Below are 16,893 nucleotides of genomic sequence, written 5' to 3' on the forward strand. Positions count from 1 at the left end.
TCACTGATCTTCCGGAACGGAGGCTGGAAAGCTTCCCGCCCGCACCGTGTGGATTGAAGACGAAACCGGCGGCGCATCCGCGCTGCGAGAGGTCGGCAGGGACTCCGGGACCAGTTCCTCTCGCACGATGGGAACGACCGCGCCCTGTACGAGCCCAGTCCCCTGTTTCCCGCCGGACGACGTCAGGGCGGTCGTGCGCGCGTCCACAGCCCAGGGCGCTTGCCCCTCGCCCCGCCGCGGCGCAGGCCGAAGGCGCCGCTGCACATCGGCCTTGATCTGCGCGATGGGATCGGTTCCGCGCCTGCGGGCGGCCGCGACCGCATCGGGGTCGGGAAGGTGAGGATCGACCTCAAGCTCCGAAGGATCGCGGGTGCCGGCGGCGCTGGCACGCTCCTGCATCTGCGGCGCGGCGGCAAGCGCATTGCGCGCAGGCGAGGCTTCGGCAGCGACCGCCTGCCATTCGCCAGGCGCCACCACGGCATGGATCGCGCTCGCTTCATGCAGCCGCCCCTGTTCATCGATATAGGCGGGAAACACAATTCGCATCACGCGATCTCCCGTTCTCCCGGCGTCTGCGGCAACCGGCCCGCGTACCGCCTGCCTCGAGGCGGATTTGGCGACTGTGAGCGCAGACGCGGCGGGCAAGGCGCCAAACGATGGGTCCCCGCTCATCATGGCAAGCGCCCGGTCGTCGATGACGGCACTGGGCGCGCAGATGCCGTCGGGCGCCCTGCAGGCAAAGCTGCTCTTCACTTTGCCCCCCAGCCCGACGCAGCCAGGCAGCGCGGCAAGGACGATGCACCCCGCCACCGCCGCCGCCCGTCCGGCCGGTGCGGGAATCGCGCCTCGGCTCACGACCGAACCTCCTTCAACCATTTTTCGAGGAACGCTCTGGGGCGATAGCCCTCCAGCACCGCGCCATCGCTGCGCACGATGACTGGCGTGCCATTCAGCCCATTCCGCGCCGCGAAGGCTTCGTTGGCGTCAAGACCGCTGGTATCGCAGGCCGGTCCTGGCTTGATCGGCTCTCCGGCATAGGCCGCGTGCAGGGCCTCCTCCCGATTCCTGGCGCAATAGACCCGCTCCGACAGGTCGCGGCTCCCGAGCGAGGAAATGGGCCGCTCGACCACCCTGACGTTCATCGAACGCAATTCGTTCGAAAGCGCACGGCAATAGCTGCACCGGAAATCGGAGAAGACCGTCACGGAAGGCGCCGCAGCCTTGCCCCAGATAATCGCGCCATCCCCGGGCAATCCGGCGAGCGACAGGATATGCGGGGAATCCGGCACGACATGGGAAGCCATGGCGTGCGTGGCGGCTGCCTTTCGCACTTCCCCGCTTGTAGCAGCCGCATTGGCCGAAGCCGCCGCGCCTACCAGCATGTCGGGGTTCATCTCCAGCAGCCGGGCTGCCGTGACGTCCTGGCGCGTCTGCATGTCGTAGATGCGGCCGATAATGAGATAACGCGCCGAGCCGTCGACATAGAAGAGGTTCGATCCCGCCGTGACCTCGCAAAGTCCCCTGACCTTCGCGCAGTTCACCTCGCTCACCTGTGTTTTGGGAAGGCGCGCCTTGAGCAGGTCGCGCACGGCGCTGTCCTCTTGGTTTACGTCAGCCGCAAGGGCGAGGCTACCCAGCCCCGCGCAGGCCGTCGCGGACAGCAAGACGCGCGAGGGCCGGAAGGCACAGGCAAGACGGCGAATGATCTCAATTGCGGACATAGACACCTTCCAGGAAGACGATTTCCACATCGATGCCGGTCGGCATCTCGATGACCGGCTGATATTGCTCGGCACGCTCGATCAGATATCTGGACACCATGTCCCCGGTCTGGGCGACGCCTTCGCCGAGACCGCCTTCCAGGATCTCCGAGGTGGAAAGCTTGTCCCGCTTGCCGCCGGTGCTGATATTGGTGCCCTGAAACACGCTATTGGCATTGGCCGAAAAGCCTCGGCCAAAACCGCCGACCAAACCGGCCATGAAGGCTTGCGTGACGAGAGAACCCTCGCGCGATACCACTCTTCCCCTGACACCTGTCTTGCCGCCAAAGGCGATGAACCCCTTCACCTGGGAGACGGCGTAACGTCCGCCCGGTTGGGGACAGGTCATTTTCTGGAGTTTGACATAGACCTTCTCGCTCGAAAGATCCCCGCGCGCCGCACCGTTGACCAGACATCCCTCGATCCGGGTTGTAAGGAGCTTGCCATCGGCGAAGACCGAACGGGCCGGCCCGGTGACGCGCAGGACAACAGGCAGCGGATCGGTCTGACTGTTGACGCCGGCGCTGGCGTCCACCCCGACAATGACGCGCGCACGGGCAAAGCTGTTGGGAGGCAGATAGTTTGGGCTGTCGGTATAGACAGTGTTACCCTTCTCAACCTTCGAAGCGGTCCCCTGCTCGACCCCTGCGAAACTCACCATTTTCACTTCAGGCCCAGGCGCAGCAGCCATGGGCGGCGCCCTGCCATCGGATGCGTCGGGCCGTTGATAGGCCTGCGTCCCGCCCGGGCCATAAAGCGCTGCAGGACCCGGCGCAGGGGGGCTGGCTGAGCGTTCTTGGGCGATCTGGCGCTTGAGTTGGTCGTTTTCGGCCTGATAGGCGGTCAGCACCCTCTGACCGTCGGCCTGCATCGCCTGGTTCTGCCCTTTCAGCGCCTCGACCTGCGCGGCCAGCGCGTCGATACGCTGCTGCTGACCGCCAACGGCCTTGAGTTGATTTTCCTGGGCCTCGAACTGATTTTCCGAAAGCGCCATCCACTCCTGCTGGGAGAGATTGCGATTCACAAGGTCCCTGGTGGATACGGTGACGTCACTCACCCCGTCATCGCCTGGATCGACTTTCTTCTCGCCCCCGCCGAAAACCCAGAAGGACGATGCGAGCAGTCCAGCAAGAGAGGCGCCGGCAAGCAGGAGGCGCTGCCGTCTGCGGACCGCCTCGTTGCCGCCAGGATCGGAGGACACAGGCGAGATGTCGTCGCCATTGCCGGCGCCACTGTCCCCGGGCTTGCGGGCGAAAAGATCGGACAAGCCCATCATGGCCTCCCATTGCGCGAAACGAGATAGGCGGTCGTCGCCTGACCCGGCTCAAGTCGCGGCCGGGCGATCGAAATCGCGAGCGCGTTGGACGGCGCGATCGTCTTGTCGTCGAGCGCGACCGCCGTCCTGCCCAGATTTTCGATCCGCAAGCTTTGACCACTCAGATCCTCGCCGCGATATTCCGCGATCATCTGGACCTGGAGCTCGCCGACCGTCACTGGCTTCAAGGAGCGCTGCCGCCGCTCGTAACCTTCCGCCTCGTTGTTCTGGGCCATGGCCTGGATCAGCATGATCGCCGCATCTTGTGGTCCGGCCTTGTCGGTCAGGTCGCCCGGCGTCTTTCGCTCCTTGCCGATCGCCGGGTTGGAGACAAAGACCTGCACGGCCTGGTCGCCCTGGATGCGGCATACGAACTTGTAGACATAACCGCGCTTGCTGGTGCCGAAGAAGGACAAGGCGGGCTTTGCAAAGCCGTCGGGCACCGACAGGTAGATGTCACCGCGCACGGGCTCGTTCACGACCGAAAAATCCGCGGCCGGATTGCCGGTGGAAATCTTCGAGACACTCGCGAACTGATCATCGACAAGGCTGATGCGGGTCAGATCCCGCGCCGAGGCGTGGCAGTCCACTTGCGCGCTGTCCGCTGCCATGACCGTTTGATCGGCGAAGGCGGGCTTGCCTGCGGACAGGAACGCCAGAATGAGAAAGCACAGACCCGTCAACCTGCTGGCAAGGCATTCGACCCGCGAGAAGAGGACGAGGCCCACCGCGATGCTGCCCATGAGGTAGATCGACATCATTGATCCTTCCCCTCAGGCTTTTCGACCATGCCAAAGCCAATGAGCTTGAGGCTCAGCCCCGCATATTCCCAGTCATAGCGAAAGGTGCGATGCTGTTTGGACACGACCTTGCTGCCGACGATCGTGCTCAGGTCCCCGGTCACTTCCGAGCGCAGATTGCGGGTATCGATCTTCATCGACTGGATCGTGAAAAACTGCGCGATGGACGATCCGCGCTGTTCATCGACGATCTTGAGAAGGTCGGCCTTGATCTTTCCCTGGACGCGTGGCGCGGTGATCGCCAGAACCGCATCCAGCCAGTAATCGAGGTTCTGCGGACTGCGATCGAGGGTCAGCAGCGCGGCGTCGCGCGTCACCATTTCAAGATAGTCATGCGAAACGCCTGAAGAGCTGATCGTCAGCGGGGTGCGCAGAACCGGTTGAAGGATTATTTCGCGGTCCCGGGTGCCAAGGATGAGCAGCAGGACCAGCGTCAGGCAGGCCAGCGCCGCTACGCTCAATGCCAGCAGATTGCGCTGCTTGAGGATCTGCTGATTGCGCGAATGCTGGTACGAAATGTCCATGTCATCCTGCCATCAGTCGAAGGTAGGAGGGCGGCGTGGCCCGCAAACCGGTGAAGCCGGCAGGCAGATGCCAATAGGCTAGGTGCAGGAGCCAGGATACCGCGCGCCCTGCCTTTGCTTTCCGCAGACCCCACCAGCCTGCCGCGGCAAGCGCCATGCCAATGAGAATATGCTGAGACAGGATGCCCCATATGAATGGAAGGACCATTGCCAGGAACTCATCCAGCGTCCACAGCCCGATCAGCTCGGGATCGTCCAGATGAGCCGGGATACCATATTTACCCTGCGCCATGTCGCCACCCTCCCCCGGCCGCACCTGGAGTGACCACCACCCAGGCACTGCCGGGAATGCTTCAGATCGTCGCCGTCACGGTCGAGGTCACGATCGGAATGCCGGTGCCGGCTCCGACCCCGACGCCAACGGGAATGGCGATCTGGCCGAGCGAGAAGCGTCCCGAAGCAAGACCGACGATGCCGCCTACCAGAGACAGGATGGTGATAATCCGGCCACCGGATCCTTCGAGAAAGCCGGTAAAGGTGTTCTCCGCGGTGTCGAATGTCGCGTCGGCGCCGGCAAAGGCCGGCGATGCAAACAGGACAAGCGCAAGAACCAGAAGAACCAGGAAAAACATAGCCGCTTCAGCACGTCCGGCCGATTTAAGGAGAGACTGCATGAAAGTTTCCTTCCGGTGAACGGCACAGCTGATCTGCGCCTGACCAGAGGCTTCAGGCACTTGGCGGGTTCATCAAGAGCGACAGGGAAGCGAATGCGTCATTTCCCTCTATAAATTGTCGATTGCATCAGAAATTGGGCGGCCTGTCCCGCAGGCAAGGACAAGTGCCAATAAAGCCGGGACAAAAATTTCCTTGATTGAAGGCCGACTGTCCCGGTCTTGAGGACAAGTAATTTTTTCCTTCACGATCAGGCGAATCACCTCGCCTGCATTATGGTTTTTCCTGTGAAGCGCATCCGAATGATTTTCGTGACCGTGAGGGGAAAATTCGAGAAATGCGCGGCGGCACGGCGGCACGTCCTGCGGTCCTGGAGAAGGCCTTGCAGAAAGCAAGGCGCATGATGCGAAGGATGTCATTGAAAACCGTGTGCAAATCGGAATCGTCGGCGAAGAACACAGATCAGGATGCGCTGACGAAGCGCCTCTACGCGGGATTGCTCATCCTCCGCCAATCGGCAGGCGCCTTTAGCCGTTCAAAGGAATCGTGCCGTATGGGGAAGCATTCATGTCAGACGCGACCAAAGAATCATAAATGCACTTGCCCAAAGGATTAATATCTGTTCAGATTGTTACGTCTGCGTGAACAATCAGATAGGGGGCGCAATCGTGCAAATCACGATACCGATCGCTAACGCTGAAGCTATCCGTCTTGCCGTAGAACAGGATCAGGCAGTCTTGATCGACTGGATCCGGGGAGAAATCAAACGCGACAAGCTGACACTGCGCAAGCTTGCTCTTGTCTGCGGCCTGAACAAGACCCGGCTGGGCTATATATTGCATCCCGACCCGGGCAAGCGCCGGGTAGCGCAGAATGCTGAAATCCTGCTGATATTGAAGGCGATGGGCCTCAATCCCATCCAGGCATCCGTCATGATGGAAGCGAGCCACTATAGCGATGAGACCTTCACCTCGCTCTTTGACCTCCTTGCGCGCCTTTATGTCGCACTTCCCTTGCTCGTCATGAATGCCATCAAGGATATCCAAGGCATGGATGGATCACTTATCAGGCCCGAATGGGCCGAAGCGCTGGCGGTTGCGAACGCCAAGAAGCTCAAGGAAGTGGTCATGCAGTGCCAGTTGCGCCGGGACCTGCTGACCGAACTCTGATGATCTGGCGGGACGAGCAGCCCGTCCATGGTCGACTCAACCGAGCGTCGAGGCAGGCGATATTGGGCTGGAGCCGAAGCGGAGGAGCATATCCATGAAGTGGATATGACGATCCACCTCAACATCGCCCGACGGCAGGATGAGCCTTCCAGCCGATCTCCGCGCCCGGCCTGGCCTGACGGAGGGAGGCGTGGTGGTTTCTACAGGAAACAGAGGGCGCTGTCGTGCTGCGAACCGGCGCGTGTGCCCCCGCAAACGGCCATGCGATCATCAGGTGCATCACGGGCGCGAACGCTGACCACCCTGTCTGGTTGTTCGCACTGCCGATGCCAGGGTCCGCTAAGACCGGCTCATCGAACACTGCTTTCGGGCAAATGTGGTCATAAGTTACTGTGAGGCTGGCCTCAGCCCCAGCTACAAGCCCAAGAGTGCGCCTATCTTTGCGCGTACCTCATCGATCACGACCTTTGATCCGCAGCCTTTTTTCTTCGCGCTTTCGCGCCTTCCAACCAAGGCTCTTGATCTGATCGGACAGAACTGCGCTGGGCGGTGCCTGAGAGACAACCACTTCGAAAGGATAATCCTTGATCTGGCTCGTCATAGGACAGCAAATCATCGTGCCCCGCATTTTGTTGTACGTCGCAGGGGAGAGGACAAGGGCTGGACGATGTCCCGCCTGCTCATGTCCTGCCTGGGGATCGAATTGCAGCCACACAATATCGCCAGTGTCGGGAATATAGCGACCGGCCATCAAAGCATTTCATTGCCGATCCGGGGACCAAAATCGACAATCTCGTGAAACCTCTCTGGCTTCATGCCCGCGAGCAATTCGTCGAGCGTGTAAACAGGCTTCAAAACGGGTCCGATGATGAGCCTGCCATCTTCCTGGCGAACCTCGACCTCCTGACCGATATTCAGCGCAGCAGCCGCCATGATGGCGGAGGGGATGCGGATTGCCGCACTGTTACCCCACTTCTTTACCTGAATACCCATCAGACATTCCTTTGGTTCCAGCATCAGTGTTCCATTACCAGAATGGCACGTTGTGTCGACAAATGTATCAACGATGGAGATGGGTCGTTAGTGAGCGATTCGCTCCCGCATAGACTGCCGCGTGGTCCGCCCATCATGTGGTAGTAGCTATCAACCCGCAGTGTCGGATGACCCAAAGCTTGGGTCCAGCCCGCGCGGCGCTTGAACGAAACCCACCTGTGTTCATCGAAACCGAGCACGAAGTCGAGCAAACACTTCCTGCCGCGCTTCTCTCGTCCGGCTTGGTTGCCACGTCACGGGTGATCCATCCTTCTGCAATCGATGCCTTCTTCACCGAAGCAGCCGATAACAAGCTGCATCAATCCCTGCTCATCAATAAAGTGCGCGGCCTGTTCCCCGATCTCACGCCCATTCGTGCATGGGGCCCGCCCGTTCGCCTATTGGATCATCGCTGGGGATCCGCCGGCAGTCCCGATTTCCACCTCCTCGCCCCTGGACCATTCCACATAATGCGGCGCCTCCCGTTCGATCGATCGGATACGTCCGGCATTCAAGGGTTCGATTGACTGGATGAAGCTGCGGGGCTTCTTCATCAGCTTCTTGTCCTCAACGACCACCAGCCCTGCGCGCCGCATGGCTTCGGCCACGAAATGCACGCAGTTCCGGCTGTTAAGCCGATAACGATGATCGCCTTCTTCACCCCATTCCGCCACCAGTTTCATGATCGCGTCATGCTGTGCTTGCGTGAGCACCACGGAAAAATGAGCGTTGCTGCGGGCGATATAGGCGTCAGTCGCCTCCTCGATACGGCCCGGCACTGTGCCGAACAGGATGGCAGGCGTTATCGCCTTGGCCGTGAACCCATAGCTGGCGCGCACCCGTGTTCCGTCAATGCGTGTCCCGTGGAGGGTGAAGAACGCATGAGGGAAATTACGGCCCAGTTCCTGCGACCAGAAGGTGGCGACGACCTCCGCCCGGGCAGCCGCAGGGAACAGTAAGCCCAGGCAGAGCACAACAGCTATCGCAAGCTGAAGACGCAGCAGCATGTCGGCGGCTCGACGACAGGTCACGAATACCTCCATGCCACGCCTCCGCGGCTCGGGACATGAGCGGGCGTTGCATTGCCGCGACCGGCTGCCGCATCTGCCACAGTTCCTCCGGGCTCTCCGGCCATCATGAAAACTCCCCGCTTCCCTGTCATTCAAATGAAGGCAAACCGCGATAGGCGCTGCAGATCGCATGCTTCACCTTTCATGCGACGATGACGGCTCGCCGGTAGAATGTCGAACAAAGATTGATATAGGAATCGATGAAGATTTCGGACCATTGAGGCAGCAAAGATGAGCAGGAAATATTTCGGCACGGATGGCATTCGTGGACGAACCAACGAATGGGCGATGAATGCTGACCTCGCCATGAGGGTCGGCATGGCCGCCGGCAAGCATTTTCAGCGTGGCAGCCACCGCCATCGCGTGGTGATCGGCAAGGATACGCGCCGATCGGGTTATATGGTGGAAAATGCGCTGGTCGCGGGGTTCACCGCCGTCGGCATGGACGTGGTGCAGTTCGGGCCGATCCCCACCCCCGCCGTAGCGCTGCTCGCCCATTCGATGCGCGCGGACCTTGGCGTCATGATCTCGGCCAGCCACAATCCCTATTATGACAATGGGATCAAGCTGTTCGGTCCGGACGGGTACAAGCTCTCGGACGAGGATGAGCTGAGGATCGAGGCGATGCTCGACCAGGACATCCCGCTCGCAGCATCCCAGGATATCGGCCGGGCCCGCCGCGTCGAAGACGCCCGGGGCCGTTATATCCATGCCGTCAAATCCAGTTTTCCGGCTGACCTCAGGCTCGACGGCCTCAGGATCGTGATCGATTGCGCCCATGGCGCAGCCTATCAGGTGGCGCCCTCCGCGCTTTGGGAACTGGGAGCAGAAGTGGTGGCGATCGGGGTCACGCCCAACGGCACCAATATCAACGACCAGTGCGGGTCCACCGCGCCGCGTCTGCTGCAGGAAACGGTGCTCTCCTCGGGCGCCGATATCGGCATTGCGCTCGACGGCGACGCCGACCGGCTGATCGTGGTCGACGAGCATGGCGCGATCGTCGACGGCGACCAGATCATGGCGTTGATCGCAGGAGATTTTGCGCGGGCAGGCGCCCTGCGCGGCGGCGGCCTGGTAGCCACGGTCATGTCCAACCTGGGCCTGGAGCGCCATCTGGCCGCGCACGGCATCAGGCTGGAACGGACCAGGGTAGGCGACCGCTATGTGCTGGAGAAGATGCGCGAGGGAGGCTATAATGTCGGCGGTGAACAGTCAGGGCACATGATCCTGTCGGACTATGCGACGACTGGCGACGGCACGGTCGCGGCGCTGCAGGTGCTTGCTGCCCTGGTCCGCGCAGGCAAGCCGGCGAGCGAGCTGCTGCACCAGTTCGACCCCGTGCCGCAGCTGCTCAGGAACGTCCGCTTCAAAGGCGGCAAGCCCCTCGAGCATGACGCGGTCAAGCGCGTCATTGCACAGGCCGAACAGGAACTGCATGGCGGCGGCAGGCTGGTGATCCGGCCTTCAGGCACGGAACCTGTGATCCGCGTGATGGCCGAAGGCGACCGGGAAGACCAGGTCAAGGACGTGGTCGAGCGGATCTGCAACGCCGTGGCCATGGCTGCTGCATGATCGCGGGTATTGATGCCCATGTCTGACGCCGCCAGGAGGCGCGGCCCACCTCCCGGGCGAGCCGATCGGATCAAGCGATCCTTTCCGCTGGCAGGTGGGCAACCTCGTGCATCGAACCATCCTTTGCGAAAAATCCGCGCCGAATTCGCGATCGGCGCGTCGCGATACGGCCGCATTGGGCAACAGCGCGATTACGGGATACGCCGCGAGGATACAGACAGGCACGGGAGGAGCCCCAAGTGCGGTGCGCTTACAGCAGGGCACGCGCTCCATTAGCGGCTGCTCTCGCCGCCCTGCGGAAGGCAGGGTCTCAAGAACGCGCCTCCCGATCCGCGCGCCCATATCATCGCGACCGCTGAGGGGTAGGTGATGCGCTCAAAGCGCCCGGACGTTATGACATGGCGACCCGCCCTTTGCATAAAAGGTGCAAAACAGCCCCCTCATCGCCGGCCTCCCAGGCCAGGAGCCGACACCTTGCGCTCTGCTTTTTCCGTGGGTTACTCTGTGCGAAGACTCAGCCTCAGCCTTCCCATCGGCAAGTTGAGTCTATGGCCGGCCACTCTCCTCGGTCGTCCATCTGTCCCGGTGCGCGCCTTGCATGCTCAGTGGCATGGCGCTGCGCCGGGGCACTTTGAATCGCTGATAATCACCCAATCGCTGGCCGCCATCCAACGCGCCGTGACCAAATTTCGCCCTATCAGGTCTGGGGTCTTGGACTCTGCCGCGTCAAATCTCTAATGATCGCAACGACTCAGCTCTCACACAGACAGTCTGGGCTGTGTCGCGACGGCCGGTTAACGGGGCCCTTTCCTCCCGGCCAGCCTGTCCCGACGCTGGCGGCTTACAGCGGCTTCATGACACAGCGTCGGGGCTTTTTTCGCCGCCATTGCCCTGCTCATCGCGCCCTTGGTTCACGTCCGGCATGGGGCGAGGCAAACCGCAGGGCAAAGGAGGGAAGGCGAGGCCCGTCCTGTCATCAATGCTACAGCGGTGCCAACCGCAGCCGCTATTGGGTACCTCGCGCAGCAGTACGAAGCTCTTTTCAGCGCAAAATGCCGGTCTCGTACGACAGGTCGAGCGGCAACCGCTGTGGCGCAGAACGGATCATGGCGATCGCGATGCGTTCGTCGCTCATGTGCTGATGTGACTGTTCGCGCCATGAGGGCAGTGTGCCGCGATCACCAATCATCTATGTTGATCGCCTCAAAGCCACTCGTTGGGACGCGCCGCGAAATGAAAAAGCCAATCACGCGCGACTCCGGGGCGTGTTCCAGAATAAGGTCTTTGCAAGCCCTGAAGCTGCACCCTGTGGTCAACATGTCATCGACGAGAAAAACGATAGGTGGAAGTGTTTCCAGCATAGACACTGCAAGGCGAAGCTTCGCCCGTAGGGCATCCGGGTCGCGCGTATCATCATTTTCGTGCGCCGCATCGCGAGCTTGAGCCAAAGTGACTAGCTCGAGAACGTTAGCCGTGGGATGGATAGCCCTACAAACCTTAGCCATCCTGTCGTCATATTCAGCGTCATCTGGCAGCTTGGAAGGCGGTATCGGCACAAATACGCACGAACCAAGGGATGCCGGATTCAGACTGCTGGCGAGTGCCGCCGCAGCATCCCCGATAGCCTGAACCTTGTATTTCCACTGGAACGTGCCGCGCGTGCTTGGTTTCTTCTTTAAATTCGAAATCAACTGGTTGGTGGCGCTGTGGGCAAAGCCTGCGCGCGGCGTATACTCGCCAACAAAGTAGCACTCATCACCCTCAGTCAGATGATGATGATCTCCCCGTTCGAGTTCTGTGATTTTGCGAGGCTTACCCGACCAGCTGTCGTCTGACTTCGTCATAACTATCCACTCGGATCGCGCCCTCCTTCTCGAACCGAGCAGGCCAGGTCAAATCACTCCTCTCGAAACAGCTCTTCATGATAAGAAGCTTCCGCCCTTGTCGGAGCGCCTCCTTCGCCTGGACAAGCGTTCCTGACGTCTCACCGGCCTCCACGATGATTGTAGCTTTGGTGAGCGCGGACATGACTTTGTTGCGTTCGGGGAAAAAGAACCGGTTCGTTCGGAAGTTTTGTGCGTCGTAGCGCTCCACTGGGATCGGGCTGATTAACAGATAATCTTTCGCGATCAGATCCTGGAGTGCAGCGTTCGCTTTGGGATAGGCTTGCCCCAAGGGCGTGCCGATCACGGCGATCGTTTGCCCGCCTGCTGCTATCGCCCCCTGATGAGCTGCCGTGTCAATGCCTTCAGCCAAGCCAGACACAACGGTGAGGCTATCCTGCGTCAGACGCTTGGCGACATAGGCCGCGCGCGCACGACCTTCCTCGGATGGCTTTCTAGTGCCGACGACCGCCACCCCCGGCTCAGCTGCGAGTGCCCAATTGCCTTGAAAATAGAATAACTCGATTGGGTCCGTCGCATCTCTGAGCCGTTCTGGATACTCCCATTCGCCATGAACGCGAACATCAAATCTGTGAGGCGTGCGAGCGCGAATCTTCTCCAGCACGCGCCGTCCGATTTCCCGCGCTTCGTTCTCAGGGACCAGGTCGGAGGGACGCGCTCCAGGACTATTGCGAAATGTGGCGGCGATGCTCTTGAAACTCGCATTGTGTTCCGACCAGAGCGCTTCATATGCGCCGAGTTCGAGAACAGCGTCGAACGGCGCGGCAATAGGCTCCGCGCGGTCGTCAACGTTCCAAAGAGTGTGCTGCTGCACGGCGTGTCCCCTTCCGGTCAACCAAAGCCGCTGGGATTGCGGGAGTCAATCATCGCCCCGGCCAGCCTATGAAAAATTGCTGCGGAGAGCATAGAACAAATAAGGAACATCGTCAAACTGGCTGGATGGCGGCATGGATCACTCGTGGGTAAGCGCCGGGCCACGATCGTCGCGGCGGGAAACGCCCCTGTGCGGAACTTCTGAAGAGAGTTATGGCGCGACCATGAATCCACATCTCTGCGCCTTTTCGCCTCTCAGCACTGAGCGCCTTAACATCCGGCCACTTGCAATGACGGATGCGCCCGCCGTCGCTTGCCTCACGGATGATCCTGCAATAACGGATGTTGTTCATTTCCTTCCCTCACCCTTCACCGTCCGCGAGGCGGAGGCGTTGATCGCCAGCAATAACGATGCGAACTGCTTTCTTGGTGTCTGGAGGCAGGGTGACCTGATCGGGGTTGTGGGGATCCACGCACACGGTCGCGATCGGTTGGAAGTAGGATATTGGATCGGTTCACATTTCCAGCGCCAGGGATATGCGGCCGAAGCCGTGGCAGGCGTCATAGCACAATTGCAGCGTCTGCACCCCAACCGGCAGGTGACGGCGGAATGTAGAACCGGAAACGAGGGTTCCTGGAACCTTCTGCACAAGCTAGGCTTCCGCGCTACAGGACAGCAGGGCGACCGCCCCGGACGCGAGTTGCTAGTGTTCCACGGTCGTTGAACCGTCGCCGGTAGCCATCCACTCTCCACCCCATAACGCGTTTTATCCTCGTTCATCTTCGCGTCATTCGCGGCTGCTATCGGGAGGCGCAGGCGGCGGCCTTCCTGAAGGACTGCAAGGGTCGCCGCCTCACCGCAGGCCCACCTTGCGTGCGTAGATGGCCAAGGCATGACGGTCATGTTGACCGACAACGCAGTGCCATGAGCCAGGAAATGGCTTCAGAAGAGGGTAACGATCGCCATTCTGCGCGGGGCTGGCCGAGATGGCTCCATGTCATTGATCAAGGCACGATCCTGCACCCGGCCAAGCCGATCCCAGTTGGCGAGCGTCCGGGCAACATAGCGTTGGGTTTCCCCAATCTGCGGCACCGCGCCGTTGCGGATGCGGCCGGGTCCTGCATTATAGGCCGCCAGAGCAAGATGATAGGCGCCGTAGCGGTCCAGCTGGGCCCGCAGATATCGAGCCCCTCCCTTGAGATTTTCCGCGCTGTCATAGCGATTGACGCCTAGCTCCGCCGCCGTCAACGGCATGAGCTGCGTCAAACCGAAAGCACCCTTGGGCGAAACGACGGAAGGGTTATAGCGGCTCTCGCTGATGATCATGGCATCGAAAAGTCCCACCGGTATGCCATGTTGGCAGGCCGCCTCCCGCATAAGCCCAAAATGGGCCGCCCGCCTCCGTTCTGCGTCCGCTTCGAGGAAGCCCGATGGACGATAGGCCATCTGCGAGCAGTCGCCCGGCGAGAATTGGGGACCGGACGGTCCGCTTCTCATCCACAAGGGGATCTCGAGCGCCGCGATCCCGTCCTCCGTGGGGCGGGCTTGACCGTACATGTCTTGGTCGCCGATCGTTGATCCTTGGGACAGCGGCGGCTTTTGCGTTTCCGCCTGCCCCACAAGAAACATCTGGAAAGCAGGCCGCGACAGGTCTTCGCTCTTCTGTGCCCGAGCCGCCAGGATCGCAGGGTCCTGTCCCACAAGAAGCTGCGCCGGATTTCTCATCTCGATCAGCTGGACCGCGCGTCCCACGTCGAGGGTTTGCGCAGATGTCGTGCCAGGGAGGAGAAAGATGACGGCGATGAATGCCAGAATGTCTCGCATGAATGCCTCGCCATTGCTTGGGAGTTCAAGGAGAGAACGGCAGGTTTAAACTTGTCAAGCCCTGCCCATTGCTCGAAACTTGTGCGGTTCATCCCATCGGGAGCACCATGCATGTGGCTGATCGACCGGCAGACCGACGGCAGGGCAGGCAGTCGCCGGATCCCGCTCCCTGCAGTCCTGCAGGAGGCGCTCATACGCTGGTATATAGGCGCCGGCAGCCGGGACGACGAAGCAGCGGGCATCACGCTCGTGCAGCAGGCGCGGATCGGCGGCAAGTGGATCGCCTGCAATTGCCTTGGCCATGCCTCGCTGCCGCCCATTCTGACGCCGGCATATCTCAGCGAAGCGGAAACCTATTATTTGCGGCGGTTGACGCAAACGAACCGGCCCGAGCACCGGTCCGATTGCCCCTTCTTTCGCGATTCCGCGACCAACCGCATCACCCATGTGCGCAATCATTCGGACCCGGTCGACCCGCCGACCGGCTTTTTCGAGGTTCTCAGGCCAGCGCCGGACAAGCTGGCGCAAAGACCCGAGAGGGAGCTTACCGACGATCGTACTCGCAACGCATCCATTCCGCGCCTTGCCCGGCTGCTCTGGCGGCTGATCGATGCATCGGGCGTAAACCGGCTGCCGCCCCTTGCCGAAACGGCTCGCGACCATTCCATCGCTCGCGAATTCAGGGCGCTTGGCCGATCGGCGGGGCAGATCGAGATCGCTCCCGGGATCGAGCTCGGGCGGCTTTTCTGGACACATGCTGGAGCACTGCATGGAAAACAGGTTTATGCAGCGCTCCGCCGGCTCGCCGAAACCTGGCCGACCGGACATGCGCCACAGGCATTCCTGGCGCTGTTCGCGGACAAATTCGAAGGCAATGTCGTCAGCGCCGCAGGCGCCGAACCGGTACATCTCGCCAACCGCGTCCAGTCTCCATCGGTCCTTACCAATCGTATCGCAGGTCCCTATCTCGTTCTGGTTGTTGTCGGCCAATATCCGGAATCGCGCGGCTATTCTCCGCTCAGGGCCTATGCCCAGCCGATCCTCTCGGGGCGCAGGTTCGTACCGGTGGCATCAGAGTTCGAGCGCACCATCTTGCAGGAGCTGTTACGGGTCCAATATTCCCTGCGGCGATATCATATTGAGTTTGCGGTGGAAAAGCCGGTCTTCGACCGGTTGACCCAGTCCGGTTCATGCCGACCCGACTTTCTGATCGAGGCACGCTCCATGAAGACCGGGGAGGTCCGTGAGCTTGTCCTGGAGGCGAGAGGTCCAGACGCCTCGGACCCCGCGCCCATCAGCGCTCCCGCGTCTCCTGCCCATGACAGATCCGTGCTGAGGCTCACTCCACAGAACTGGGAAGACGCCCCCTTGTCGGAAAAGCTGCTGAATGCTCTTCATCTGTAACGCCGACCGCATCAAAACTGTTCACGGCTCTTATATTTCCTGTACAGCGCCCCAAGTCGCCCCAACATTCCTCCCATCATGAGGCCCAGACATGGCAGATGAGACCAGTTCCGACATTACCACCCTCACCGTCCAATTGCTGAGCGCCTTTGTCTCGAAGAACAGCGTGCCGAGCGATCAACTCGCGGAATTGATCAAAACGACACGCGCGGCACTGACGCAGGACATCACACCATCCCCGGACGCCAGCGTCGCGAAAGAATATACGCCCGCTGTTTCGGTCCGCAAAAGCCTTGCCTCGCCTGACCATATCTTGAGCCTGATCGACGGGAAGCCCTACAAGACTTTGAAGCGGCATCTGGCGACAAACGGATTGACGCCTGACGAATATCGCCTCCGCTACAAATTGCCGGCGAGCTATCCCATGGTAGCGCCGAGCTATTCGCAGGCGCGCCGCGCCGTCGCACAAAAGTTGCGCCTCGGTCACAAGACGAGCGCGGTTTCTCCACCGCCACAGCCATCAGAGACAACCGCACATGCAGATCCCGCCCGCGCGGCAATAGAGACGTCGCCGGCGCCATCAGCTGTGACCGCAAGCCCCAGGGCGCAGCCTCCGCAGACGCCGGCCTCCGCCAGGAAGCCGCGCGCTTCAAAACTGCGCCTGTCCTTCAAGATGGCGGAGCAGGAAAAGCCCAAATCGGCTGGCGAGGAAAGCGGGTCGACCCCGGCATCGACCGATGACAAATCCGCAGTCCCCGGACCAACCAGATCGCCGGTCCGGAGCGCAGGCAGGCGCCCCACGAAGCGCCGGTCGCCGACCAAAACCATGGGTTGAAGTCGAGCCGCTGACCCCAACAAGCCTCCCGGTAAAGCGGCGTGCCCTTTACCGGGAGGCTCGCCGGGCCGGCTCATGCACTGGCGGCCCGTCTCGCTGCTCCCGATGATCCACCCCTTGACCGGATAATCCGGGGAAGCGGCGCAATGCTTCCAACGTCATGCGGGGTCACAGCGATCCTTGAAACATTTATGAGGC

Annotated in this window: 18 protein-coding genes and 1 pseudogene; 5 read left to right on the forward strand and 14 right to left on the reverse strand. The window is 61.1% G+C overall.

What is annotated here, in order from left to right:
- The 8 genes from TZ53_RS24210 to TZ53_RS27015 all read right to left on the reverse strand — a co-directional run bounded on the left by TZ53_RS24210 (position 1) and on the right by TZ53_RS27015 (position 5,490).
- Positions 1-855: a TraV family lipoprotein gene (locus tag TZ53_RS24210; protein ID WP_052628292.1), complete on the reverse strand. Its 855-nt coding sequence runs from the start codon at positions 853-855 to the stop codon at positions 1-3.
- Positions 852-1,721 (reverse strand): DsbC family protein, encoded by an 870-nt coding sequence (locus TZ53_RS24215; protein WP_044663445.1) that lies wholly within the window; start codon positions 1,719-1,721, stop codon positions 852-854. The genes TZ53_RS24210 and TZ53_RS24215 overlap by 4 nt, the downstream gene beginning before the upstream one ends.
- On the reverse strand, positions 1,708-3,033 hold the full coding sequence (locus TZ53_RS24220) for a TraB/VirB10 family protein (protein ID WP_044663590.1): 1,326 nt from the start codon (positions 3,031-3,033) through the stop codon (positions 1,708-1,710). The genes TZ53_RS24215 and TZ53_RS24220 overlap by 14 nt, the downstream gene beginning before the upstream one ends.
- Positions 3,033-3,836 carry a type-F conjugative transfer system secretin TraK gene (locus TZ53_RS24225; RefSeq protein WP_044663446.1) on the reverse strand — a complete coding sequence of 268 codons (804 nt, stop codon included), beginning with the start codon at positions 3,834-3,836 and terminating at the stop codon, positions 3,033-3,035. Before TZ53_RS24225 ends, TZ53_RS24220 begins: the two co-directional genes overlap by 1 nt.
- Positions 3,833-4,399, reverse strand: coding sequence for a type IV conjugative transfer system protein TraE (locus TZ53_RS24230; protein ID WP_044663447.1), 567 nt, complete (start codon positions 4,397-4,399; stop codon positions 3,833-3,835). Before TZ53_RS24230 ends, TZ53_RS24225 begins: the two co-directional genes overlap by 4 nt.
- A 1-nt stretch (position 4,400) precedes the next feature.
- Positions 4,401-4,691, reverse strand: coding sequence for a type IV conjugative transfer system protein TraL (gene traL, locus TZ53_RS24235; protein ID WP_044663448.1), 291 nt, complete (start codon positions 4,689-4,691; stop codon positions 4,401-4,403).
- A gap of 61 nt (positions 4,692-4,752) precedes the next feature.
- Positions 4,753-5,073 carry a hypothetical protein gene (locus TZ53_RS24240; protein ID WP_044663449.1) on the reverse strand — a complete coding sequence of 107 codons (321 nt, stop codon included), beginning with the start codon at positions 5,071-5,073 and terminating at the stop codon, positions 4,753-4,755.
- A gap of 108 nt (positions 5,074-5,181) precedes the next feature.
- On the reverse strand, positions 5,182-5,490 hold the full coding sequence (locus tag TZ53_RS27015; protein WP_157009872.1) for a hypothetical protein: 309 nt from the start codon (positions 5,488-5,490) through the stop codon (positions 5,182-5,184).
- 249 nt (positions 5,491-5,739) lie between these two features.
- On the opposite strand from TZ53_RS27015, the gene TZ53_RS24245 reads away from it, so the two are divergent.
- A complete protein-coding gene (locus TZ53_RS24245; RefSeq protein WP_157009873.1) occupies positions 5,740-6,240 on the forward strand; it encodes a hypothetical protein in 501 nt (166 codons plus the stop codon).
- 414 nt (positions 6,241-6,654) lie between these two features.
- On the opposite strand, the pseudogene mazF reads toward TZ53_RS24245, so the two are convergent.
- From mazF to TZ53_RS24260, 3 genes and pseudogenes are all read right to left on the reverse strand, one after another.
- A pseudogene (gene mazF / locus TZ53_RS24250) lies at positions 6,655-6,991 on the reverse strand (endoribonuclease MazF).
- Entirely contained in the window at positions 6,991-7,233 is a 243-nt protein-coding gene (locus TZ53_RS24255) for an AbrB/MazE/SpoVT family DNA-binding domain-containing protein (protein ID WP_044663450.1), read from the reverse strand. Before TZ53_RS24255 ends, mazF begins: the two are co-directional and overlap by 1 nt.
- Before the next feature lie 437 nt (positions 7,234-7,670).
- Complete coding sequence (locus TZ53_RS24260) at positions 7,671-8,315, reverse strand: hypothetical protein (RefSeq protein ID WP_157009874.1); 645 nt, start codon at positions 8,313-8,315, stop codon at positions 7,671-7,673.
- 258 nt (positions 8,316-8,573) lie between these two features.
- Between TZ53_RS24260 and glmM the strand changes: the two genes are divergently transcribed.
- Positions 8,574-9,914 (forward strand): phosphoglucosamine mutase, encoded by a 1,341-nt coding sequence (gene glmM / locus TZ53_RS24265; RefSeq protein WP_044663451.1) that lies wholly within the window; start codon positions 8,574-8,576, stop codon positions 9,912-9,914.
- Between the two features lie 1,178 nt (positions 9,915-11,092).
- Here glmM and TZ53_RS24270 read toward each other — a convergent pair.
- Positions 11,093-11,758 (reverse strand): phosphoribosyltransferase, encoded by a 666-nt coding sequence (locus TZ53_RS24270; protein WP_044663452.1) that lies wholly within the window; start codon positions 11,756-11,758, stop codon positions 11,093-11,095.
- Positions 11,727-12,632, reverse strand: coding sequence for a DNA-processing protein DprA (locus tag TZ53_RS24275; RefSeq protein WP_044663453.1), 906 nt, complete (start codon positions 12,630-12,632; stop codon positions 11,727-11,729). The genes TZ53_RS24270 and TZ53_RS24275 overlap by 32 nt, the downstream gene beginning before the upstream one ends.
- A 223-nt stretch (positions 12,633-12,855) precedes the next feature.
- Between TZ53_RS24275 and TZ53_RS24280 the strand changes: the two genes are divergently transcribed.
- Positions 12,856-13,356, forward strand: coding sequence for a GNAT family N-acetyltransferase (locus TZ53_RS24280; RefSeq protein WP_044663454.1), 501 nt, complete (start codon positions 12,856-12,858; stop codon positions 13,354-13,356).
- Positions 13,357-13,574: 218 nt separating this feature from the next.
- Here the strand turns inward: TZ53_RS24280 and TZ53_RS27025 are convergent, their stop codons facing one another.
- On the reverse strand, positions 13,575-14,456 hold the full coding sequence (locus tag TZ53_RS27025) for a lytic transglycosylase domain-containing protein (protein WP_157009876.1): 882 nt from the start codon (positions 14,454-14,456) through the stop codon (positions 13,575-13,577).
- Between the two features lie 111 nt (positions 14,457-14,567).
- Between TZ53_RS27025 and TZ53_RS24290 the strand changes: the two genes are divergently transcribed.
- Positions 14,568-15,860, forward strand: coding sequence for a hypothetical protein (locus TZ53_RS24290; RefSeq protein WP_044663455.1), 1,293 nt, complete (start codon positions 14,568-14,570; stop codon positions 15,858-15,860).
- A 91-nt stretch (positions 15,861-15,951) separates the two neighbouring features.
- The gene (locus TZ53_RS26470; RefSeq protein WP_044663456.1) at positions 15,952-16,695 is read left to right on the forward strand and encodes a MucR family transcriptional regulator; all 744 of its coding nucleotides are present in this window, start codon (positions 15,952-15,954) and stop codon (positions 16,693-16,695) included.
- Positions 16,696-16,893 lie beyond the last annotated feature (198 nt).

Source organism: Sphingobium sp. YBL2 (genome assembly GCF_000943805.1).
GTDB classification, from domain to species: domain Bacteria; phylum Pseudomonadota; class Alphaproteobacteria; order Sphingomonadales; family Sphingomonadaceae; genus Sphingobium; species Sphingobium fuliginis.